We start from the raw sequence: 24,013 nt of genomic DNA, 5'->3' as shown, positions 1-24,013 counted from the left end.
AATTAAAATTAAATTTGCATCGATATGAAACAAACGAAAATAGTATGTTCCATCAGTGATTTAAAGTGTGAGCAAGACTTTATCCGCAAATTGTTCTTCGCCGGGATGAATGTCGTGCGGATGAATACGGCCCACGCCACTCCTGATGGCATTCGGAAGATTATCCGTAATGTGAGGGCTGTCTCACCGCATATCGGCATTCTGATCGATACGAAAGGCCCTGAGGTTCGTACGACTGGTGTTGCTGCCCCCATTCCGTATAAGACCGGTGAGACAATTAAAATCTTCGGGCGGCCCGAAATGGAGACTTCGCACGATATCATCAATGTTTCTTACGTTGACATAGCAAAAGATGTCAAGGTGGGCGACGATTTGCTCTTCGACGATGGAGCTTTGGATATGAAAGTGATCGGCGTTGAAGGTCCGATGTTGATAGCTCGTGTGGAGAACGACGGTGTGTTAGGTGCTCACAAAAGCGTGAATGTTCCCGGCGAGCATATTGACCTTCCGGCGCTCACTGAGAAAGATCGGCACAATATTTTACTTGCAATCGAAGAAGATATCGACTTTATTGCTCACTCGTTCGTACGTAATGCGGCCGATGTCAAGGCTGTACAAGATATTCTCGATGCGCACGGAAGTGACATTAAAATTATTTCGAAGATAGAGAATCAGGAGGGAGTAGACAACATAGACGAGATTATCGATGCTTCATATGGCATTATGATTGCGCGCGGCGACTTAGGAATTGAAGTGCCGATAGAGAAGATTCCAGGTATTCAAAGGCAGATTATTCGCAAGTGTGTGATGAAGAAGAAGCCTGTGATTGTGGCTACCCAGATGTTGCACACGATGATTAATAACCCTCGTCCCACACGAGCTGAGGTGACGGATATCGCCAATGCCATTTACTCTAATACCGATGCACTGATGTTGAGTGGCGAAACCGCCAGCGGAAAATATCCCGTCGAGGCTGTGGAAACGATGGCTGCAGTGGCCGAACAGGCAGAAAAGGACCGATTCGGAATCAGAGATTACGACATCGTCTTAAATGACAACTGCACGCAGAAAGAGTTTTTGGCTTATTCAGCGATTGATTCCACGCGCCGGTTGGGTGTTGCCGGCATCATCACCGATAGCGAAACGGGTGAGACGGCGCGCAATATCGCAGCCTTTCGCGGGCCAACCCCCGTACTTGCCATTTGTTATAAGGAAAAGACGCAACGTTGGCTCAATCTTAGTTACGGCATCATTCCCATCTATCAAAAGGAGCATCAGAGTGCTGAGTATATGTTTACTGCAGCGATCCGGATGCTTCGTCAGAAAGGATATATCACGCTCGATGATAAGATTGCGTATTTAAGCGGTAGCTTCGGAGAGCGTGGCGGCACTACGTTTGTTGAAATCAATCGTGTTCGTCAGGTGTTCGATAAGTCGTATGAGTTCCATCTTCCGCAGCACGTAGAACGTTGACCGCTCATCTGTTTGTAACGAAACAATTTATTAAAAGCGCTGAATCTGATTTTGATTCGGCGCTTTTGATTTGTTTTCTTTTTAAGTAATAAGCAAATATTCAGTATTATCGGATACGGAAAAATAGTTTATCAGCATCGAAATTCTCCTTATTTTTATTACAAAGCTTGACAACACCAACGACTTACCTTAATCATTACACCTACTCCGGGTACTTCTTTCAACAGATAATACTTCTTGCTTTGTCGTACAAGTTTACCGTTTAATCCCTTTAATGGACCATATTTAACAGTGACGGGACTTCCTACTTTCAGCTTTGCTTCATCTCCGCTGATGTATTTACGCATTTCCAATTCTGGATTACACATCAGGCGAAATTCATTCATCTGTTTGGCCGGAATCTCATAATAATCTTGGTGCTCTCTATCCTTACGTATGATAGCGATCTTATGATGAGTTTCACGGACTATTTTACGGATTTCTTGCTCTGTGATTGATTTTTCAATAAAGGCGAGATTACGGACAACGGGTTTCAAAACGTGTCGTTTATGCTCCTCTTTGTCGATAACCCAAATGTATTCCATCGGTACAAAACATTCTATTCCTTTCTGTTGGAAATAGTCAACGACTTCTTTTTGTTTAGATGAAAATATTCGAACAGCATACCACGGATATTGACTCTTGGTGCTTTCCTGTTCTTCACACATTGTAGTTTTTATAGAGTCCTGTTCTGACCCTTCTTGAATTTTTTGTAAATTGCAATTCATATACAAGTTCTCTGTTCTTGAAATGCAAATTTAATAAATTCAATTGAATAATGCAAGAAGAATCCGTGCATTTACGGTTTTGCATATTTTCCTCGAATTTTGTTTTGTAGATTTGATAAAAAATTGTATTTTTGCATTCGTAGAACGTAATGGAATGCGTTTGTTGATGATAACTTTTGTTGTATATATTTACATATTTTAGATATATTGAGAATGGGATTACTTTCTAATTTATTCGGAAATAGAAATAAGGCGGGCAAGATCGGGGGAATGGAAGACTATATGACGTTGGTCAGGGTATACTTTCAAGCCTCGTTGGCTGCCAATTTAGGGATTACAAATTTGGCGATGTTACCTGATTTGCGAATGTTTAAATCAACGTTGCACGTACCGACCCAAAACAATAAGTTGGGTGTAGGTGAAAAGGCACAGTGTCGAAAGATGCTGAAAGAATTGTATCGAAGCGATGACAATTTCTTCAAAGAGATTGATCAAAGTATACGAAAGAATTGTCATAAGATACAAGATGTGCAGGTTTATTTGATTCAATTCCAAGGCTTCACACAGGATTTGATGATGCTGATGGGTAATCTGATGAAATTCAAATTGCGTATGCCATCTCTTTTTAAGAAAGCAATTTACTCAATGACGGAGAAGACTGTGCACGACATCTTTGCAAAGAACGACTATACGGATGCCGGTGTAATGAAAACAGTGGTGAATATCCGGCAATATGACAAGCGATTAGGATTCAGTCAAAAGTGGATTACCGATTTTGTTTTTCAGGTGGTGATGTTGGCTAAGAAAGAGCCGCGGGCATCGAATAATAATCAAATGGGCAAGAAATAAATGAATTCTGGTCTGATTGGTATAGCTTTGCTAAAATATCTTTCGATTCTTTTGGAACTTTAAACTAATTGGACTAAATTTGCAGACAAATTGTACATCTATGACCGCTGATGAGAAAACCTTGACACAATTTACCACTCGCATTCGACAGATGATTCTTCAATACAAAGAGATTAAGCAGGAGAATGATGCGTTATATGAGTTGGTGGATGAGTGCGAAGGAAAGATCAAGCAGTTGGAATGTCAGTTGACTCAGGCAAGAAATGATTATAATGCTTTGAAAATGGCTAAAATGATCGAGATAACGGATGTTGATATGGAGTCGGCTCGGAAGCGATTGAGTAAGCTGATAAGGGATGTGGATAAGTGTATAACGCTACTGAACGACAAATAGCAGGAGCGATGACAGAAGACAACAGAGACAAACTCAATATAAGATTGCACATTTACGATACCGATATTCCCGTGACTATCGCGCGTGAGGATGAAGAAGATTATCGCAATGCGGCTAAACTTATTACGGATACAATCAATGCTTACGCCGTGCATTTTAAAGGACGCAGGAGCGATAAGGAATTGTTGTATATGGCTCTCATTGAAATAGCACTCAGGTTTGAGCAGGAATCAAGACGCAATGATACTGCTCCATACAGTAATATTCTCGTGAAGTTGACTTCTGAAATCGAAGATGCTCTGAAAGATTGATGTTTTTTGAGAAATCTTTTACAGACTGTCGGGATGTGAATGGATAAAAGAATATTACAAAATAAATATTATGATTGTAGCAACAATAATTATTGCAGCCGTGTCATTCATCGTCGGTGGATTGGCAGGTTACGCTGTTTTTCGTTATGTGATCAAGGGAAAGTATAATGAAATGATAGATGCAGCCACGAAAGAAGCTGATGTCGTGAAAGAAAAGAAACTGTTGGAGGTGAAAGAAAAGTTCCTCAATAAGAAAAGCGAACTTGAAAAAGAGGTCCAGTTGCGTAACCAAAAGATTCAGCAAGGTGAGAACAAACTTAAACAGCGTGAGATTTCTTTGAATCAGCGTCAAGAAGAATTGGCAAAGCGAAAGCAGGAAGTTGAGCAAAATCAACAACGTATAGATAACGAAAAGAAGTTGCTCAGCATTAAGCAAGAAGAGCTGGAGAAGATGCAGAGTCAGGAACGCGCTAAACTGGAAGAGATGTCAGGACTCAGTGCGGAAGAGGCTAAGAGTCGGCTTGTTGAGAGTTTGAAAGACGAGGCACGCACTGATGCCGCCAGCTATATCAATGAGATTATGGATGAGGCGAAACTTAATGCCAATGCGCAGGCTAAAAAAATTGTTATTCAAACCATACAGCGCGTAGCTACGGAGACAGCCATTGAGAACTCGGTCAGTGTGTTCCATATCGATAATGATGAAGTGAAAGGTCGTATTATCGGTCGCGAGGGGCGCAATATCCGCGCACTTGAAGCTGCTACCGGTGTCGAAATCGTGGTAGACGACACGCCCGAAGCTATCGTTATTTCAGCTTTTGACCCTGTACGTCGTGAGGTTTGCCGTCTGGCTCTACACCAGTTAGTGGCTGATGGGCGCATTCATCCCGCGCGTATTGAGGAAGTTGTGGCCAAAGTTAAGAAGCAATTAGATAACGAGATTATTGAAACCGGCAAGCGAACAGCCATTGACCTGGGTATTCACGGTCTTCACCCGGAGCTGATTCGTATTGTAGGAAAGATGAAATACCGTTCGTCTTACGGTCAGAATCTATTGCAGCACGCGCGTGAAACAGCCAACCTCTGTGCTGTAATGGCTTCGGAGTTGGGCTTGAATCCGAAAAAGGCCAAGCGTGCAGGGCTTTTGCACGATATCGGTAAGGTTCCCGATGAGGAGAGCGAACTGCCGCACGCACTTTACGGAGCTAAGATCGCAGAGAAATATAAGGAAAAGCCCGATATTTGTAACGCCATTGCAGCCCATCACGATGAAGTGGAGATGAACACACTTTTGGCTCCTATCGTTCAGGTTTGCGATGCCATTTCAGGCGCTCGACCCGGTGCGCGTCGTGAAATAGTAGAAGCTTATATCAAGCGTCTCAATGATTTAGAGGCTATTGCAATGAGTTATCCCGGCGTAACAAAGACTTATGCCATTCAGGCCGGTCGTGAATTACGTGTCATTGTAGGGGCAGATAAGATGGATGATGCTGAGTCTGAGAAGTTGAGCAGCGAAATAGCTACGAAAATTCAGAATGAGATGACTTACCCGGGACAGGTTAAAATCACCGTCATTCGTGAGACTCGCTCTGTAGCTTATGCAAAATAGAATGGCCGTTTGATTTTTATTCTAAAACATTGGATAGCAGAATAGATTTAGTTTTAAAAGAGTGATAAGAATACCCGAGAGCAGACAACGGTCGTTCTCGGGTATTTAGTTTTCAACAATATCATTTTTGAGTTGTTCTCTATTCGTTAGTGGCAGAATACATTCATAGAAATAGATATTGACAAGATAAATATGATTGGATATTATATTTCTAACCAATTCCGAATAATCACACGCCCTTGTGGCGTAAGGATACTTTCGGGGTGGAATTGAATACCGTGGAGGTCATAATGTTTATGTTTAAGCCCCATTATTTGGCCGTCGTTGCTAAGAGCGGTAATATCGAGAACATCAGGAAAATCTGCACGATTTACCACCCAACTATGATAACGCCCCATTGTGATTTGTTCCGGAAGACCAGTAAAAATGGGGTCGTTTCCTAACTGTGTACCCATACTTGCTATACCATGATAGACATTAGGGAGATTCAAAAGGACGCCACCATATACTTCGGCAATGGCTTGGTGACCGAGGCAAACTCCGAGAATTGATTTGCTATCGGCATAAACTCGTATGACATCAAGAAGCAGACCTGCTCCCGATGGAAGGCCTGGACCGGGGCTAAGAAGGATTTTATCGAACGCAGCGATTTGTGAAAGTTTAAAGCAGTCATTATACCAAACTGTGACATCAGCACCGAGTTCTTTCACTAAATGTGCGAGATTGTAAGTAAAGGAATCGTAATTATCGATGATAATAACCTTCATCTCATTCTCTTTTATTCCTGATTTGATTGATGAAATTTCTCAATTTATCTACATCCTTGATAGCAGGAGCAGTTTCGAAATACTTGTTGAGATTGATACCTACGCATCCGGGATGTTTAAAGTTGCGTATCGTTTCAACTTCATCAGGTCCGATTTTGCCACTTAAAAGAAAAGGTGTCTTTCCTTCATAATGTGTTAAAAGTGACGGATTGAAGTAGCTTTCGTTCTTGTCCGAAGTCTCACTGCGTGTATCGAAGAGAAATAAATCTACGACATTTTCGTATTCGCGACATTTTTCCAAATCGTTTTCTGTTTGTATACGAATGGTCTTGATGATTTTGATTCCAGGTTGGATATCCGGATCAAGGGTATTGCGAAGATTGTCGCACGTGGTGCGTGGTTCGTTTCCGTGAAGCTGGATGTAATCTAATTGGTAATTATATACTCGCGTGATAATGTTTTGTGGCATATCATCGACAAATACACCAACACGCTGCAACGGCTTCCCCTCGTTCAGATTAGCTTCTTCACCGATACGAGAAACGCGCCTCAACCGTTCTTCACTGTAATCGGGTACGATGCCGGCACCTGACGGAATCATTCGCACAAAGCGCGGATTTCTAGGGTAAAAGATAAATCCTATCAGGTCGATGTCTAATGTTGACACAGCGCGAATGTTCTCAGAATTGCGCATTCCACATACTTTAATAATCATAGTTGTGTGCTGAATGAGTTTGAATGAAAGAAGCCCATCGTCAAAACGACAGGCTTCTTCGAATGTTTTACTATTTCTTTTGGACTTCTCATTAAAACTTCTGCAAAGTTAAAACATTTCTTTTAAATACCAAGCATCTTCTTTACTTTTTCTTTCTGATTTCTTCTTTTTCTCTGATTGCCATATAATAAAGGTGCAACATCATCGTTAAATAGATACAAAGAATTACGAATAAAACATTGGCCTATGACTATTTTTACACCTGAAACCGCCCTTCCGTCAGAGAAAACGTTAAGTCTTATCCGACAATTAGCATACAGTTATCGTGTGATTAGAATTAACGGAAAAACCGAAGTGTACAGCCTGAATTAAAGAATTGACAAAAATGAGTATATTAGTATCCCCTTCGCTGCTTTCAGCTGACTTTTTAGAACTGGGGCGCGAAATAGAAATGATCAATAAAAGCGAGGCAGACTGGTTGCATCTCGATGTGATGGATGGCGTCTTTGTACCCAATATCTCATTTGGTTTTCCCGTTTTGGAAGCCGTTTCAAAAGTTTGTACTAAACCGTTGGACGTGCATTTTATGATCGTTCATCCTGAACATTATATTCAACAGACAGCTAAAACGGGTGCGATGATGATGAGTGTGCATTACGAAACCTGTATACATCTGCACCGTGTGATACAAGAAATCCATGCTGCTGGAATGAAAGCGGGTGTCACCTTGAATCCGTCTACACCTGTGAGTGTTCTCGAAGATATTATTAGAGATGTGGATATGGTGATGCTGATGAGTGTGAATCCCGGATTCGGAGGGCAGAAGTTCATAGAGAATACCATCCGTAAGATAGAATGTCTGCGCCGAATGATTGCCAAATCAGGCAGTAAGGCGCTTATCGAAGTCGATGGAGGTGTACAAGAAGAGACAGCTCCGAGACTGGTACAGGCAGGAACAGACATCTTGGTCAGCGGCAGTTATATTTTCAAATCAGCAGATCCGCTTGCCATCATCCGTCATTTGAAAGAACTGAAAAAATGACGGCCTTAGTCTAATTGCAAGACTACATTGTGGGCTTTGGCTATTCTGCGCATATTCAGAATGGCATAACGCATACGTCCGAGTGCCGTATTAATACTGACATTGGTCAGTTCTGCGATTTCTTTAAACGACAAATCCTGATAGAATCGCATAAAAACCACCTCGCGTTGTGTGGCCGGCAGCAGATTCATTATTTTCTTCACATCACTCATTACTTGATCGTTAACATAACGATTCTCAACATTGAGGTCAAGAAGATCTGCCGGACTGAATTTAGATAAATCGTTATCATTGCTCTGTTCCACGGTTTTGTCCGATCGTTTACTGCGATACCAATCCATTATCACATTGTGAGCGATTCGCATTATCCACGCCCCGAACTTACCGGTAGTAGTATATTTCCCCTCCTGTAACTTGGTAATGATCTTCACGAAAGTTTCCTGAAAGAGGTCATTAGCCTGTTCGCGGTCACGAACCACGAAAAGGATATATGAAAAAAGCTTCGACTGGTTGCGTTCCAGCAGTATGTCGAAAGCCCTATTGCTTCCATTTGTATACGACAGAGCGAGTTCCTCATCTGTCATATCCATCAGATTTTTCATCCTTTAAATGTTTTGATTGAGTAAATTTCTATCAATAGGCTTTACGAATTTATTGTATTTGGAACATTAAAATTTGTTGCAAAGATAGAGAATTTTGTGGATTCGTGCAAATATTCAGCAAAAAATATCCAGAACTTCACATCGATAAAAGAGGTTGGTGCAGGAAGCTACCAACCTCGAGGGACGATTTCGAAAATCTCGAAATCACAAAATACATCGGCAAATATAATTTTTATATTTGACAAAAGCAAATTTTCAATCAATAATGTTTTGTTTTTAACATTATGGAAAGTCTCTAAATGGCTTGCCGTTAGATGCTTTTTGTCTTGCGATTAGCCGTTAATTGTAAGGTGAAGAGGTGTTAATCGCAGGGCAGTCTCAAATTCTTTGTGCAGAAAGGAGGACTCAGCTATTGAGAGAGAGTTGCTAAACAGTTTTCTGTCGGATGATTATTTTTGTCTTTGTTTTCGCTTTTCTGTCTTCCTTTTGCGATATATTCCGAATAAATCCCGCCATCCGTTGAAATCTTTTTTCATAATGAATCCCAGGCCTTGGGTGTTCAGACTGTTGCGCGTAAAGTAGCGATCATTGGTCTGATTATATACTTTGATAGCTAAATTGCCGCTAGCGAAGAGCAGATAACGGATGTCAAAATCGCCGATAAAGCTCGTCGTGGCATTCGGATTGTCCCGATAACCAAACTGACCGTTGATTAGCAAGCGGTTATTGAACAATCGTCCGCTCAGTAAGCCTTCGTATTCAGCATTGTTCCAGCCCTCATCTCCGGTTGAAATATTAGCTCCGAAGTTCCAATTCGTATTATTTACTACACTGCTCAGTACATTATTGATCTGCTGACTCAATGTTCCGCTCAGCAGACTCTGCATTGCCAGTGATGTCTGACTTTGTTGGTTATTCTTATCCAAATATGAGTTGTTGCTGCTTTGATGATAGAATCGACCAATGGTCAGCAAGTAAAGTACCTGTTGATTCATCTCTTCTTCACTGTTGATGAGGCTGTATATCATCTGTTTGGCATCGCTGTTGATCGTCGGCATATCAAGACCGAAATCTATTTTAGGGGTGTTGGGCGTGCCGGTAATCTTCATTTGGCAGTTCACCCGGATGTTGTTGTTGGAGAAACTGCGCCCGATCTGTAAATCGGATAGGCTCACGCCGTTCACTGTATATTGTGCGGTGAGGTTGAGGCGAGCATTATATGGATCACCGCCGAAAGTAATTGTGCCGCCTTCTTTAAATCGGAAGTCTTTCTTAATGACGTCTTGCACGGTGAGTTTGTAGATTCCGTGGTTGACAAGATAGTTCCCGAACATATCCAATCCACCCTTATTATAATAAGTGGCACGTATCACTCCACTTCCGTTCAGTGTGATATAGTCTCCTGTTTTTGCGTCCATTATCAGTTTCAATGTGGCATCTTGGGTGACATTCATCAGCATATTCAGACGAATGTCGGTAGGAATGTCGATCTCATTGGGAGGTGTAGGTTTTTCTTGCAGTGCTTCGATAGCTGTCGTGTCGGTGCCGATCGATGTTTGTTTCCAATGGATAAAGCTGCCGTTGCTGATGGCATCAGGGTTCGTTGTGTTGTAAACCACTTCACTTCCTTTCTCTGATCGTGCGTCTATATCTATGTTCACTTCTCCGCTTTTACCACGAATGTTGCAGCTTCCAGTAGCAAAAACAGTACCGTAAAAAGAATTCCCGTTTATTCCTTTGAGGTCTAATGCCAATAGGTTATTGGCTTTTACGCCAATGTCGAACGACAGATCGCGCAGACTCTTGTGGTGAAGGCTGCCCGAAACGATGCCTCGATGTCCTTGATGGTCATATATTGTGTCGTTCATCAACCGTATTTCGTCGGGAATCAGACTGATAACGGCGTTCTTTAACGTGTAAGTCGTGTTCAGACTGCTGATGTCTACTGTGCCGTTTGCCGTAACATCACCGGCCAAATTGATATTGCTCAACGGCCCGTAAAGACGGAGATCGCCTGTGGCAAATACGTTGACGTTACGCATAAAACTGCTGCAGAAACTCTCTAAAAAAGTTGCTCGCGTGTTGCGTGCACTGATGGTGAGATCTATGCGGTCGTGTTTCGGCGACACATAACCATTGATTAATGTTTGCGAAAGCGGTCCATCATTGGCAATAGCATTGATGTCGAGCTGGTCATCTCGATTGTTCAGAGCGACATTTGCTGTGAGAATGCCCATCTGCCCATTCTCGAATCTGAATCGGTCGACAGTGAGTCGGCCGGCAGCTTGGGGCTTGGCAAAAGCTCCGGCGATGTAAGCACGCCCCGTAGCGAGGCCGCTGAACTCAACAGAATGAAAGTTTATGAGGTTCAGAATATAGTTCACATTTACTTCTTTCAGATCGACGAAAAGCGAATCCGTAGTTTTTTGCGTTGCAAGTCCTGACAGAATGATGTGTTGATTGTGGTGGGCGATGGTGAAATCGTTTACTTCTAAATGGTTCTTACTGTATGTGATGTCTGCCGGTTGCACGTTCCACACGGTGTCGCCCACCATAATATCCGATGGTAACACATTGATCCGAGCGGCCGAGATACCCGCTTCGGTCTTGAAAAAATGAGTTCTGCTGTTGAAAACACCGCGTAAATGGGTTTTGCTGTGATTGTCGAATGCGATGGAAGTAGATAGCTTGTTGTCGGTTGCCGATGCGTTGATATTTAGCTCGAAGCGATGGCCGTCGTCGCTGATTTTATTGATTCGGGTAATGGCCGTCAATGTGTCGTTAGGCGTTTTGATTCGAATATTCCCGCCGGTGTAGCGTTTCCCGTCGTAAGAAAAGTCGAGAACATTGAGCGATAGATTGAGTTCTCGGGTTTTGTCGCTGATATTTCCTTCAATGTGCAAGGGCTTTCTGAGTTCCAACGGAATATCGAACAACTGCTGTAACCAGTCTGAACGTGTAATGGTTGCATTCACTGTAAAGTCATTTTGGACAGTTTTCGTCAGTCGAGGAAGGCCCGGTAGAGTAGGGAGCTTACTGCCTACAAGGTTGATAAAACTCTGGGCGAGTGTGGTGTAATCGTATTTCCCGTTAACGGTGAGGTTTCCGAAATCGCTGTTAAGAGTCAACACACGGGCCTTTCCTTCGTTTATGGCTTTGAGTTTGAAGGCAGAGAGCGCATAGGTTCGGCTCTCCGACTTCATTGAAAAATCTGTTAAGTCGATCTTTCCAATTGCTGTATTCAATGTCTTTCCCTCAAAATCGGCTGCCAAATTGAAGTCGAATGTCGTGCCGGGCCATTGATGCGAGATATTGAGTCGACTCGGATTGAGGTGTCTGATCGTTGCGATGAGATTGGCAGAAGGCGTTTTGGAAATGAAATTGAAACGTCCTTTGAGGTCGATTTGCCCATTGGGATCGTCCATTCCGAATGTTCCGTCGAATGTTCCTTGATGGAATGAACCATCAATGGATAAGTTATGGTAAATATAGTCATTATATTCGAACTTGGAAATGGTGCCTCGAGCTGTAATTGTTGGCAGACTGTTGGGATGGAAAGTTCCGTCAACGGCAATGCGGGTAGCCACATTCCCGAAATGATTGTCGGTTAAAAGGCGTTTCAAATCAAGTCCTTGCGTTTCTATTTGGGCATTGAATCGTTGGCGATGTTTACCCATCATTAGGTTGGCTTGTCCAGCATCGGTTTGTAAAACACCTCTGGCGGCAATATCGGTACCGTAACCTCCGATTTCGCCTCGATAATGAATATTGCCCAGTCGGGTAACGATGGCGGGGAGGTTGAGCCGTGTTCCGAGATTGTCGGCAATGAACTTGATGCCCGCAGCACTCATTTTCAGGTCGGAAATGTGTGCATACCATTTGGGTCTTAATAGCCAATTTCCTACCGATCCGTTTGCAGTGAGACGCAAGCTACCATTGTTTGATCCGATATTGAGGGCATTGATACGAACAGATGTACTTGTCCCGGAGAGGGATGAGGCGACGGTCAGCGGATGAACGAAATCTTTCAGTTGTGGCATTAACCATTTGAAGTCGGCCGGTGTAACAAAAGACGATTTGATGTTGGCCGCATATTGTAGCGAGGGCCATTCGAGTTTGTTGTCCGTCAGGCGGTAAGTCGCGTTGCAGTCACTTACTTCTACACGTGAAGCTGGCATCTCTAATTTGAAATCTTTGAGTGATGCAGATTGTCGATTGGCTGCTATTTTGAAAGAAAGAGAGCGTAATTGCAGGCCCGAAGACTCGTTGAACGACAGTTTTTTTAGGTTGATATTCAGCGAATCGGAACGAAATATGTTGAGAAGGACGTGAGAACTAATGTCGGTCAGATGGAGATGAGCCGGCGAGAAGATATCGCTGGTCTGTGCACTGTACCACTTGTCGTACTTGACAGCACCGTGTCGAATTATGAGTGACCGAATGCGGAGGTCGAGTGGAGTACTTGTAGTAGTGTCTTTTGGCGCTAATGAATCTATGACAAATTGAAAATTCGATTTCGTTTCAGCTGTTTCCTGGTAGAGATTGGCTCGCAGTCCGAAGATCTGTGCAGATGAAATGGAGACTCGACCTTGTGAAAGCGGTAAGTAATCAAATTTTGCCGAGAGTCGAGAAGCTCGTAAAAGAGGTTTCCCTGTTTGGTCGAAAACGGTAAGATCATCGATGATCAAGCGATTCATCAATCCCAAATCCACACGTCCGATATGCACTTTTGTACCGAGCTTGTTTGCAATCAGAGAGCCGATTTCTGTTCCGATAGCGCGTTGTACTGCCGGGATGTGCAGCAGTAAAATAATGAAAAGATACAGACCGGCGATGATCCATATCACGCTGTTGATGAGATGCTTTAACCGTTTCAATTCTTTTATTGTGCGACAAAATTACGCTAATTTTGCGGTAAACTGAAACAAATCATCCGTTTTTCTTTCTCTAATGGCGTTTTTTCACTATATTTGCATCGCGTAAACAACTTATGACAGATGAGGTCCGGTGCCGAGTGGGGTGGGATCTTATTCGTGTCGTTTGTTGAATAGCGGTGAATAAGATTAACAACGAGATTGAAAGATAACGAGAGGAATTAGTTGAATCTTCAAAAAATATACTGTTATTATGGTAAATGTGATTAAGTTGCGCAAGGGCTTAGACATTAACCTGAAAGGCAAAGCTAAGGACGTGAAGACGGAACTGCGGCCAAGCGAGGAGTATGCGCTGGTACCTGATGATTTCGTCGGCATCACTCCGAAGGTAGTTGTGCGTGAGGGCGATGTTATTAAGGCCGGCGATGCTTTGTTTGTCAGCAAGAATGAACCTGTAATCAGGTTCGCTTCGCCTGTCAGCGGGACGGTTTCGGCTGTAGTTCGAGGTAATCGGCGCAAAGTGCTTTGTGTGAAAGTAAAGGCCGATAAAGAGCAACAGTTCACGGACTTCGGTGTGAAAGACGTGGCTATGCTCGACGGAGAGGCCGTTAAAACGGCCTTGCTTGAAGCCGGATTGTTTGGTTTCATCACACAATTACCCTATGCTGTGGTTACAACGCCTACTTCGCAACCCAAGGGAATCTTTGTTTCGGCATTGCGGGATATGCCTTTGGCAGGTGACTTCGACTTCGAGTTGCAGGGCAACGAATCAGCCTTTCAAACGGGTCTAACTGCATTATCCAAGATCACTAACGTTTATTTGGGTTGCGGGAAACTGCAAAATACAACCAAATTAACGGCTTTTCACGATGTAACTAACGTAATATTCGATGGTCCTTGTCCCGCAGGCAATGTCGGGGTGCAGGTCAATCATATTTCACCGGTCAATAAAGGCGAAGTAGTCTGGACGGTAGACCCAACGGCAGTAATCTTTTTCGGTCGGTTGTTCGAAACAGGAAAGGTTGATCTGACACGTACGGTTGCTGTGGCAGGAAGTGAAGTTGAGTCTCCGGTTTATGTTGATGCTTTGGTGGGAACACCATTGGCCGATATGCTGCAAGGGCGGCTTAACCATACGGATCACGTGCGGATTATTAATGGGAATCCGTTGACAGGACGTAAAAGCACATTGAGCGATTATCTCGGGGCACACGTTTCGGAGGTGACGGTGATACCCGAGGGTGATGATGCCGATGAGTTTTTGGGATGGATTTTACCGCGAACGAGTCAGTTTTCTACGTCTCGGAGCTATTTCAGTTGGCTCTTCGGAAAGAATAAGGAATACACGCTCGATGCGCGTATGAAAGGCGGCGAGCGCCATATGATTATGAGCGGCGAATACGATGAGGTGCTGCCGATGGACATTTTGGGTGAATATCTCATCAAAGCTATCATTGCTAATGACATTGATAAGATGGAACAGCTCGGCATCTATGAGGTTTCTCCTGAAGACTTTGCGGTGGCCGAGTTTGTCGATTCATCTAAACTCGAACTGCAACACATTGTTCGCGAGGGTTTGAATAAGTTAAGAAAAGAAAACGCATAGTTATGTCTGGATTAAGAAACTATCTCAATAGGATTAAACCGCAGTTTGAAGATGGCGGTAAACTTCACGCTTTTCGCAGCGTATTCGAAGGGTTTGAGTCTTTTCTGTACGTGCCCAATACGACAGCAAGGACAGGTGCCCATATCCACGATGCCATTGACTCGAAGCGTATTATGAGTATTGTAGTTATCGCACTGATGCCTGCATTGCTTTTTGGTATGTATAATATCGGTTATCAGAATTATCGATTGGCAGGGACTTTGGCCGATGCCTCTTTCCTTGATTTGTTCTTTTTCGGATTTCTGGCCGTGTTACCTAAAATCCTGGTAAGCTATATCGTGGGATTAGGTATTGAGTTTGCGTGGGCACAATGGAAAGGAGAAGAGATCCAAGAGGGCTATTTGGTGTCGGGAATCATCATCCCGATGATCGTGCCTGTTAATTGTCCGCTGTGGATTTTGGCCATTGCTTGTGCCTTTGCTGTGGTTTTTGCCAAAGAGATTTTCGGCGGAACGGGTATGAATATTTTCAATGTGGCCCTCATCACACGTGCATTTCTCTTTTTCTCTTATCCTTCTAAGATGAGTGGCGATGCCGTTTGGGTGGCTAAGGATACCATCTTCGGATTAGGAAATACACTTCCTGATGCAATGACTTGTGCCACACCGTTAGGTGAGATTGCCCAAGGCAGTGGCGTACCTTATACACTTTGCGATATGATTACGGGTTTTATCCCGGGATCTATCGGCGAAACAAGTGTCATCGCTATTACTATCGGTGCCGTGATTTTACTCTGGACAGGCATTGCTTCGTGGAAAACGATGACGAGTGTTTTTGTCGGTGGAGGTCTGATAGCTGCTCTTTTTTCGGCTTTGGGGTCGACACCCATCCCTTGGTATGAGCATCTGGTATTGGGCGGATTTGCTTTTGGTGCTGTCTTTATGGCCACAGATCCGGTGACATCGGCCCGTACTGAAAGCGGAAAATATGTCTATGGACTGCTCATTGGAGCGATGGCCATTGTTATAAGAGTGATGAACCCTGGGTATCCTGAGGGTATGATGTTGGCTATTTTGCTGATGAATATGTTCGCACCGCTGATCGATCACTGTGTGGTTCAGCGCAATATCGGAAAGCGAATGAAACGTTTAATTTCTAATGAGAGATAAAGTTATGGCAGAAGAAATGAAGAAACGATGGGATACTAATTCCAACTTATACACCCTTATTTATTCGGCGATCATCGTGGTGATTGTCTCTTTCCTACTTGCCTTTGTCTCTCAGACGTTGAAATCAGCTCAAGATGCGAATGTGGCATTGGATAAAAAAAAGCAGATACTGTATTCTTTGAATATTCGCGGATTGAGTGACGAGCAGGTATCAGCTAAATATAAGGAGGTGATCGTGGCCGATGAAGTGATCAATGCACAAGGAAAAATCATCGAGTCGGGCTCGATGGGAGGCGAAAAAGATGGCTTTGCTCTAAAAAGTGCAGATTTCAAGGCCGGTAAATTGGCGCTCTACATTTGTAAAGTGAATGGAGAAGAAAAGTATGTTATCCCTGTTTATGGTATGGGATTGTGGGGACCGATCAGCGGCTACATTGCCATTAATGCTGACAAAGCTACGGTTTACGGTGCGTATTTCAATCACGAAGGTGAAACGGCAGGTTTAGGTGCCGAAATTAAAGATAATGCACAGTGGCAAGCAAAGTTCAGAGGTAGGCATCTTTTTGCCAGAAACAGTGTGGAAAATGTAGCCTTGTCAGTGAAAAAACTCAGTGATTTGAAAGATCCTTCTACACAAGTGGATGCGGTAACAGGTGCTACGCTGACTTCGAACGGTGTGAGTGATATGCTGCACGACTGTCTCGGACAGTATGTTAAGTTTCTATCTGACAAATAGAATGTGAACATTTAGATATTAAAAAGAAATGGCTCTATTTTCAAAACAAAATAAAGAGGTGTTTGTGAATCCGCTGAATTTGGATAACCCGATTATGGTTCAAGTACTCGGTATTTGCAGCGCTTTGGCCGTGACTTCGCAGTTGAAGCCGGCAATCGTGATGGGACTCGCCGTGACTATCATCACAGCATTTTCTAATGTCATTATATCTGCTATCCGGAATACCATTCCTAACCGAATCCGAATCATCGTTCAATTAGTTGTCGTGGCTGCATTGGTTACTATTGTAAGCCAAGTGTTGAAAGCTTTTGCCTATGATGTGAGTATGCAGTTGTCGGTGTATGTGGGCTTGATTATTACTAATTGTATTTTGATGGGACGTCTCGAAGCCTTTGCTATGATGAACAAACCTTGGCCAAGTTTCCTCGATGGGCTTGGTAACGGACTTAGTTACGCGGTGATTTTGGTTATTGTGGGTTTTATTCGCGAGCTTTTCGGACGTGGAACATTACTCGGATTCACTATCATTCCGCAATCGGCTTATGATGCAGGATATATAAATAATGGGATGATGACGATGCCTGCGATGGCATTAATCCTTTTGGGATGTGTTATTTGGGTGCATCGTGCTTACTTTTATAAGGAAAAATAAGTTATGGAACACATTATAAATCTCTTTTTCCGGTCGATTTTCGTCGACAATATGATTTTTGCGTTCTTTCTCGGTATGTGTTCGTTTCTTGCCGTTTCTAAGAATGTGAAAACATCATTAGGCCTGGGATTGGCCGTTACTTTCGTGCTGTTGGTTACTGTACCGGTAGATTATCTCTTGCAAACGTGCGTTCTCGGACCCGATTGTTTGATTGAAGGTGTGGATCTGTCGTACCTTAGCTTTATCTTGTTTATTGCTGTGATAGCCGGCATCGTACAACTCGTAGAAATGATTGTTGAGAAATATTCGCCCTCATTATATGCTGCACTGGGAATCTTTCTGCCCTTGATAGCTGTGAATTGTGCGATTATGGGGGCATCGTTGTTTATGCAGCAGCGTATCAATCTCGATCCGAGTAACACGCAATATATCGGAAACATTTGGGACAGCATTGCTTATGCTATCGGAAGTGGAATCGGATGGACGATCGCTATTGTCTCAATGGGAGCCATTCGCGAGAAAATGCAATATGGTGACGTGCCCAAACCCTTGCAGGGATTAGGAATAACGTTTATCACCGTAGGACTGATGGCAATGGCAATGATGTGTTTCTCAGGACTTAAATTATAGAAAACTATGGGACAATTTATATTAATAAGTATTGGTGTCTTTTTAATTACTATCCTTTTGTTGGTTATTTTGCTGCTTGTAGCAAAAAAATATCTTTCGCCGAGTGGAAAAGTGACGATCACGATCAACGGTGACAAAGAACTAATCGTTGGGCAAGGAAATAATCTGATGGCCACGCTGAACGAGAATGGAATCTTTCTTCCTTCGGCGTGCGGCGGCAAAGCCAGTTGTGGGCAATGCAAAGTGCAGGTATTGGAAGGTGGCGGAGAGATTCTCGACTCGGAGCGGTCGCATTTCACTCGGAAACAAATCAAAGATCACTGGCGACTGGGGTGCCAATGCAAGGTGAAGGGCGATTTCCAGATCAAAGTACCCGAGAGTGTGCTGGGCGTCAAAGAGTGGGAGTGCACGGTGATATCGAATAAAAATGTAAGCTCGTTTATCAAAGAGTTTATCGTAGAATTGCCACCTGGAGAGCATATGGACTTTATTCCTGGTTCGTACGCCCAGATCGCGATTCCTGCTTACGATTGCATTGATTACGATAAAGATTTCGATAAAAACGATATAGGTTCAACCTATCTTCCGGTGTGGGAGAAGTTCAATATCTTCTCTTTGAAGGCGCATAATGCTGAGCCAACAGTTCGCGCCTATTCAATGGCTAACTACCCGGCCGAAGGCGATCGAATCACACTCACTGTGCGTATCGCTACCACACCTTTCAAACCGCGTCCTGAAGTTGGTTTCCAAGATGTACCTACGGGTATCGCGTCGTCGTATATTTTCTCGCGCAAGCCTGGAGATAAGGTACGTATGAGTGGTCCATACGGTGATTTTCATCCTATATTCAATTCCAAAAAGGAAATGATTTGGGTGGGAGGAGGTGCCGGAATGGCTCCTCTACGTGCACAAATTATGCATATGCTGAGAACTCTGCACACGCGCGACCGTGAGATGCACTATTTTTATGGCGCTCGGTCGCTCAGTGAAGCTTTCTTTATTGAAGATTTTCGTGCTTTGGAAAAAGAGTACCCTAATTTTCATTTTCACCTCGCACTTGATCGTCCCGACCCTGAAGCGGACAAAGTACACGAGCCTTATACTGTCGGATTTGTACACCAAGTAATGTATGAAACCTATCTGAAAGATCACGAGGCACCCGAAGACATCGAATACTATATGTGTGGTCCTGGTCCTATGAGTAAGGCTGTACAACAGATGTTAGATTGTCTCGGTGTAGATCCTGAGAGTATTATGTTTGATAATTTTGGATAAATTGATATTCAAATTATGTGGAGGTGGCCGTTTCAGTAATTACTCTGGAACGGTCTTTTATGAATAGCATTAAGGATTATTCTTTTGGTTTGATTTATTAAATTTATATTTACTGGTTTGATTTTAAGGGGTAATTCTACGAGTTTATAAATAAAAGTCTGTGAAAAATTTGCGAACTTCATAAGAATGCATTAACTTTGCACTTAAATTTAGATTTGAAGCTATTTTTATCTTTTGGAGAGATGGTAGAGTGGTCGATTACAACGGTCTTGAAAACCGTCGTGCTGAGAGGCACCGGGGGTTCGAATCCCTCTCTCTCCGCAAACAAGGGTGTAAATCAACGAGTTATGTGATTTACACCCTTTATTACACCCAGAATAAATGTTTCGAAAAGATATATCGTAAGATTCCAAACTATATAGAAGCAATATGACAATTCTGCTATTGTGTTTTGAGGGGGATAATAGTTATAAGATATATCAAAACTTTTCGATAGAACGATACTTTCCACTTTATATTTTGACGTAATAATAAAAAAAGCACTACCTTTGCAATACAAATTGCATTGTGTTTAGCATGTAGTATTAGTATTGATTTCTAAATAAATATAATAAAAAGGTATATTAAGTATAAATATCCTTGACTCGACTGAAGTATCTGAACTAGCATCTCAAAATATCTTTAGGTCGGCCAAATCTCGGATATTCACGCCTCTTAGAGGGTGTGGATATAAAGATTGTTGCCTAAAGTGGGCTGTGCTAGGCCTTGATACCAATAATCCTCTCCACGCCCTCTTTCCTAAGGAAGAGAGGGCGTGTTTATGTCTATAGAATTTATAATGGCAGCAAATGAATTAAAGGAGGTCGAGTCTCTTCGTAAAAGTCTTGAGGAAAGCTTGACAAAACTTATCCAAAAAGTTGGCAAAGTAAGTATTGGCAAACTTGAGCAGTTTCCATTTGGTTGGAGAAAAGCAGCAAAAGGTCGTACCGTTTGGAGAATCATAGAGGAACTTATTACACAGAATCTTGAGGTTCACCATAATGAATTTGGAATCTCAAAAGTAACAGCTTCTGATTCTGAGGTTTCTGTATATGATATGAAATGTGAATTTGATGGTCACAGCCCTTTGTATATTAACATTAAGTCTGCTGTTCTAGGTGGAAAAAGAACAAAGGATGATATCTCGAAAGCTGAGGGCTTGATTAACTTCTACAACGAAGATCCTAATCATATTTTTATGATAGCTACCTTTCTCATTAAATTTAACAAGGATATGAGTATTGAACTTACTAAAGCTGTAGTTATGCCTATAGCTTGGATTCCAGATCTTTATGTAAACCCAAGTAATAATGGAAATCTTCAATCCTCATATGCAAAGGACTTAAATAAAGCTAAAAAAAGAACGAATGCGACTTTCATAGAAGAATTAAAGAAAGAAATACAAGTTGCAGAAGGCAAAAAGAAAAAAAGAAATAAAAAGGGACGGTCAAACGACCTTCCCTAAATTTTTAACAAAATCCTTTACCTTTGATTTACTTTGTTCAGATATTCCCGATGAATTGAAAACAATAATATCAATAATCTGAATAGCCCGTTCTTCTAATAAAGTACCTGATATAACATTTTTTGCAACTTCTTCCAATGTGTGCTTCTCATTTTCTGAAAACTCAATCATCGGAATCCTTGATACATATCCAGAAGTAACCATATTTGAACGTATTAGTACTCCTCTAACAAAGTATGTAACTAAACTACTGTTTAAATATGAAATTAGCCAATAAATATTTTCTTTTCCTGGGAAAATGGTAGCATTGACTCCAGATACTGCGTTTTTGGGTTTGTACACAGCACTAAATGGTAATCCCATAGATGAACATGCTATTCCCTCATCTCTTAAAAAGATTTTATTTCGAACCATAAAGTCTTTTGCTTTGAGCGATTCCTCCATATAATCATCAATTATATAAGCATCTGGTTTTGATTTAAACTTTCGTTTTGCGGGGTTTTTATAAAATGGTACGTTAAACCCTTCTTTAATCTCTTTTGATAGATACTTTTCATCATTTCCTGTAGATATGCAAGTAACACATTTGTATTGCTTACCCAAAGGTATGTTATATTTCAATAAATTAATAATATCTGGTTCTAAATCTATAATAAATTGATTAAGTTTAAGTTCCTTTCCTAACCTGATGTCATCAAGTGCACATGTTTTGAACTGATGGTTATTCAATCGCTCTTTAAACTCCTCAACACAATTAGGACGATTCATAATTTTTACATACCCTTGATATCTGCGTCCTTTTTGCAAGATTAGTAAACACGTTCTAACATCTGCCCCTTGTGACCAAAATAAATTATTGGGGCAAAGAAGTAACTGATGAATAGAACATTCTGTGAAAATTTGCTCTCTAAGTTTTGCATGGAGGGTAGCTGTCAAGAAAGAGTCTGATATTATAATTCCTATAAGACAGCCTTCCTTTGCTATACTTATCATAGCCGACAAAAACATTGAGTACATATTATAAGCACCTACTGGAAATGCCAATGATAACTTCCTTTTATTATCCTTAATATAGGAAACTTCGTGGCAGTTATAAGGTGGATTAGCTATAATGTAATCATACTCTTTACATTGCATAGGAAGGCTTTGTAATCTCCCAATATAAAACTCAAGAAAGTCTTTACACGTGAAGTTAGAATACTGATGTTCGCCATAATCTATTATGTCGAATGAATCAATATTCTTTTTTTTATTATAGAAATACTTTAACAGTTCCTCTTTTCCAGTGGCTGGGTCAAGCACATTTAATCCATACGGATTTATGCTTAACATTTCATTGGTTAAATATTCGGCAACAAAATGAGGAGTTGAATAATATCCAACCTCTCGTCTATCTATACCTTCTTGATTTATGAGAGTTTTTACTTTTCTTGCCATCTTATTTTACTAATTCTTTGGGTGAAATTTTAAGCAAGTCTGCCACTTTGAAGATGGTGGTGAGGTTGGGTTGCTTGCGATTGCAGACATAGGCATTTGTGATGCTAAAATCATGCCCAACTCTTTGGCAAGCCACGTTTGGGTGATGCCTCGCTTCTTCAGGTGCTCTTTGATAAGGTTGCTATGCTCTTTTTTCTGTCCCATTGGATGATAGTTTATCCTGACATTGATTACAAAGTTATGAACTTATAATGAATAAAACGAAGAAAAACGGAACTTTCACGCTACAGGAAATAATTTTTCCAGTGAGAGGACACCAAAAGTAATCTCTTAAACAATCAATGATGATTAAAGAACAACGTGCTTTTGCCCGAAACTATTCACTTTTTGAATGCATGTTGAGCATTTTGACAGTCTTTGATTTCCTTGCATCTCCCTATACTTCCCGCTATATCCCTGCCTCTTGGAATAACACCAAAAGCCGTCTACTTTTGCATCGTCAGACCTGACTAAATGCCCTATGCGCAAGGGCGAGTTATTCATTTCAAAACAATCGAATTATGACTATAAATGAATTATTGGGCAAACCTGTTTGGCAGATGACCGGTGAAGAGTTGCTTTTCCTTGCACAGCACGGCAATATGTCCATAGGTGGAGAGGAAACAAAGGTTTCCTCCTCCAAAGAAGAAAGACGATATGTGTACGGCTTGGCTGGCATCGCACGCCTCTTTGGATGCAGCCTGCCCACAGCTAATCGCATCAAACAGAGTGGAAAAATCAATCGTGCCATTACACAAGTGGGTCGCAAAATTATTGTGGATGCCGACCTTGCGCTGGAATTGGCAGGACGAAAGACGGGAGGACGAGGATGAACACGACCGATTATGAAAACATTTGGAAAGCCTCGCTTATCCATGTTACGGATGAGTTCTCGTTTCCGCCCGTTGTGTTGCAAGCAGGCGAAGCCATCATCGGCACGTTAGGTAATTTCAGTGTATCGACAGGCAAGGCAAAAGCAAAGAAAACTTTCAATGTGAGTGCCATCGTTGCAGCAGCCCTTGTTAATGGGCAAGTGCTGGAATATAAGGCTTCGTTTCCCGAATCGAAAAGAAATATCCTCTACTTCGACACGGAACAAAGCCCTTATCATTGCCAATTGGTGATGCAACGCATTCTGCGATTGGCAGGACAACCTATAGACAAAGAGCCTGAGCATCTGAAATTCAGCCACCTCAGAGCCATTGCCGACCCAAACGAGCGTAGAGAAATCATCCGTTATGGCATTTACAACACGCCTAACGTGGGTTTAGTGGTCATCGATGGTATTCGTGATTTGATGCTTGATATCAACAACTCCACGGAGGCGACCAAACTCGTGGGCGACTTGATGCAGTGGACGAGCGAGCAGAATATTCACATTCAGACCGTGCTTCACCTCAATAAAGGCGACGACAACGCACGAGGACATATCGGCACCGAACTTAACAACAAGGCAGAGACTGTCCTTCAAATCACGAAGGATAGCACTCTACCCGAGCGAAGCATTGTTGCCCCTGCCATCATTCGTTCCAAACCCTTCGACAAATTTGCTTTTCGGCTCA

At 42.2% G+C, this 24,013-nt stretch carries 21 protein-coding genes, 1 tRNA gene and 1 pseudogene; 16 read left to right on the top strand and 7 right to left on the bottom strand.

What is annotated here, in order from left to right; all coding sequences use genetic code 11:
- Positions 1-24 precede the first annotated feature (24 nt).
- On the top strand, positions 25-1,473 hold the full coding sequence (gene pyk / locus RWY97_RS09250) for a pyruvate kinase (RefSeq protein ID WP_021584721.1): 1,449 nt from the start codon (positions 25-27) through the stop codon (positions 1,471-1,473).
- Between the two features lie 158 nt (positions 1,474-1,631).
- Here pyk and RWY97_RS09245 read toward each other — a convergent pair whose 3' ends face one another.
- The gene (locus RWY97_RS09245) at positions 1,632-2,180 is read right to left on the bottom strand and encodes a UpxY family transcription antiterminator (protein ID WP_051522040.1); all 549 of its coding nucleotides are present in this window, start codon (positions 2,178-2,180) and stop codon (positions 1,632-1,634) included.
- A gap of 273 nt (positions 2,181-2,453) precedes the next feature.
- On the opposite strand from RWY97_RS09245, the gene RWY97_RS09240 reads away from it, so the two are divergent.
- The 4 genes from RWY97_RS09240 (at position 2,454) to rny (ending at position 5,403) form a co-directional block, all read left to right on the top strand.
- Entirely contained in the window at positions 2,454-3,089 is a 636-nt protein-coding gene (locus RWY97_RS09240) for a DUF8491 family protein (RefSeq protein WP_314080415.1), read from the top strand.
- 100 nt (positions 3,090-3,189) lie between these two features.
- Positions 3,190-3,483, top strand: a complete 294-nt coding sequence (locus tag RWY97_RS09235; protein WP_024991709.1) for a coiled-coil domain-containing protein — start codon at positions 3,190-3,192, stop codon at positions 3,481-3,483.
- An 8-nt stretch (positions 3,484-3,491) separates the two neighbouring features.
- Positions 3,492-3,794 (top strand): cell division protein ZapA, encoded by a 303-nt coding sequence (locus tag RWY97_RS09230; protein ID WP_021584733.1) that lies wholly within the window; start codon positions 3,492-3,494, stop codon positions 3,792-3,794.
- Positions 3,795-3,864: 70 nt separating this feature from the next.
- Positions 3,865-5,403, top strand: a complete 1,539-nt coding sequence (gene rny, locus RWY97_RS09225) for a ribonuclease Y (protein ID WP_021584704.1) — start codon at positions 3,865-3,867, stop codon at positions 5,401-5,403.
- 203 nt (positions 5,404-5,606) lie between these two features.
- On the opposite strand, the gene RWY97_RS09220 is transcribed toward rny, so the two are convergent.
- Positions 5,607-6,170, bottom strand: a complete 564-nt coding sequence (locus RWY97_RS09220; RefSeq protein WP_315566807.1) for an anthranilate synthase component II — start codon at positions 6,168-6,170, stop codon at positions 5,607-5,609.
- 1 nt (position 6,171) lies between these two features.
- Entirely contained in the window at positions 6,172-6,885 is a 714-nt protein-coding gene (locus tag RWY97_RS09215; protein ID WP_315566805.1) for a phosphoribosylanthranilate isomerase, read from the bottom strand.
- A gap of 385 nt (positions 6,886-7,270) precedes the next feature.
- Between RWY97_RS09215 and rpe the strand changes: the two genes are divergently transcribed.
- Positions 7,271-7,927, top strand: a complete 657-nt coding sequence (gene rpe, locus RWY97_RS09210) for a ribulose-phosphate 3-epimerase (protein WP_273177195.1) — start codon at positions 7,271-7,273, stop codon at positions 7,925-7,927.
- Positions 7,928-7,932: 5 nt separating this feature from the next.
- Here rpe and RWY97_RS09205 read toward each other — a convergent pair whose 3' ends face one another.
- Together RWY97_RS09205 and RWY97_RS09200 are read right to left on the bottom strand one after the other, a co-directional pair.
- Complete coding sequence (locus tag RWY97_RS09205; protein WP_314740210.1) at positions 7,933-8,529, bottom strand: RNA polymerase sigma factor; 597 nt, start codon at positions 8,527-8,529, stop codon at positions 7,933-7,935.
- Positions 8,530-8,978: 449 nt separating this feature from the next.
- A complete protein-coding gene (locus RWY97_RS09200) occupies positions 8,979-13,406 on the bottom strand; it encodes a translocation/assembly module TamB domain-containing protein (protein ID WP_315566803.1) in 4,428 nt (1,475 codons plus the stop codon).
- A gap of 250 nt (positions 13,407-13,656) precedes the next feature.
- Between RWY97_RS09200 and RWY97_RS09195 the strand changes: the two genes are divergently transcribed.
- From RWY97_RS09195 to RWY97_RS09160, 8 genes are all read left to right on the top strand, one after another.
- The gene (locus tag RWY97_RS09195; RefSeq protein WP_315566802.1) at positions 13,657-15,009 is read left to right on the top strand and encodes a Na(+)-translocating NADH-quinone reductase subunit A; all 1,353 of its coding nucleotides are present in this window, start codon (positions 13,657-13,659) and stop codon (positions 15,007-15,009) included.
- Between the two features lie 2 nt (positions 15,010-15,011).
- Positions 15,012-16,178 (top strand): NADH:ubiquinone reductase (Na(+)-transporting) subunit B, encoded by a 1,167-nt coding sequence (locus RWY97_RS09190; protein WP_021584752.1) that lies wholly within the window; start codon positions 15,012-15,014, stop codon positions 16,176-16,178.
- 4 nt (positions 16,179-16,182) lie between these two features.
- Entirely contained in the window at positions 16,183-16,914 is a 732-nt protein-coding gene (gene nqrC, locus RWY97_RS09185) for an NADH:ubiquinone reductase (Na(+)-transporting) subunit C (RefSeq protein ID WP_315566800.1), read from the top strand.
- Between the two features lie 28 nt (positions 16,915-16,942).
- Positions 16,943-17,566, top strand: coding sequence for an NADH:ubiquinone reductase (Na(+)-transporting) subunit D (locus RWY97_RS09180; RefSeq protein WP_021584698.1), 624 nt, complete (start codon positions 16,943-16,945; stop codon positions 17,564-17,566).
- A 3-nt stretch (positions 17,567-17,569) separates the two neighbouring features.
- Positions 17,570-18,196, top strand: a complete 627-nt coding sequence (gene nqrE, locus RWY97_RS09175; RefSeq protein WP_024991700.1) for an NADH:ubiquinone reductase (Na(+)-transporting) subunit E — start codon at positions 17,570-17,572, stop codon at positions 18,194-18,196.
- A 6-nt stretch (positions 18,197-18,202) separates the two neighbouring features.
- A complete protein-coding gene (gene nqrF, locus RWY97_RS09170; protein ID WP_315566797.1) occupies positions 18,203-19,471 on the top strand; it encodes an NADH:ubiquinone reductase (Na(+)-transporting) subunit F in 1,269 nt (422 codons plus the stop codon).
- A 236-nt stretch (positions 19,472-19,707) separates the two neighbouring features.
- Positions 19,708-19,792, top strand: a tRNA-Ser gene (locus RWY97_RS09165).
- Between the two features lie 499 nt (positions 19,793-20,291).
- A complete protein-coding gene (locus RWY97_RS09160; RefSeq protein ID WP_315566795.1) occupies positions 20,292-20,975 on the top strand; it encodes a hypothetical protein in 684 nt (227 codons plus the stop codon).
- Here the strand turns inward: RWY97_RS09160 and RWY97_RS09155 are convergent.
- Together RWY97_RS09155 and RWY97_RS09150 are read right to left on the bottom strand one after the other, a co-directional pair.
- A complete protein-coding gene (locus RWY97_RS09155; protein WP_315566793.1) occupies positions 20,958-22,412 on the bottom strand; it encodes an N-6 DNA methylase in 1,455 nt (484 codons plus the stop codon). The genes RWY97_RS09160 and RWY97_RS09155 overlap by 18 nt on opposite strands.
- Position 22,413: 1 nt before the next feature.
- Positions 22,414-22,616 (bottom strand): annotated as a pseudogene (locus RWY97_RS09150) (helix-turn-helix domain-containing protein).
- Positions 22,617-22,972: 356 nt separating this feature from the next.
- Here RWY97_RS09150 and RWY97_RS09145 point away from each other — a divergent pair.
- On the top strand, positions 22,973-23,284 hold the full coding sequence (locus RWY97_RS09145; protein WP_315566791.1) for a DUF3853 family protein: 312 nt from the start codon (positions 22,973-22,975) through the stop codon (positions 23,282-23,284).
- Positions 23,281-24,013 (top strand): AAA family ATPase (locus RWY97_RS09140; RefSeq protein ID WP_315566790.1); only part of this gene is annotated, 733 nt, incomplete at its 3' end. The genes RWY97_RS09145 and RWY97_RS09140, both read left to right, overlap by 4 nt.

It is taken from the genome of Hoylesella pleuritidis, assembly GCF_963541955.1.
GTDB classification, from domain to species: domain Bacteria; phylum Bacteroidota; class Bacteroidia; order Bacteroidales; family Bacteroidaceae; genus Prevotella; species Prevotella pleuritidis.
Note: the sequence above shows the minus strand (reverse complement) of the source record. Positions and strands in the feature narration are given on the sequence as shown.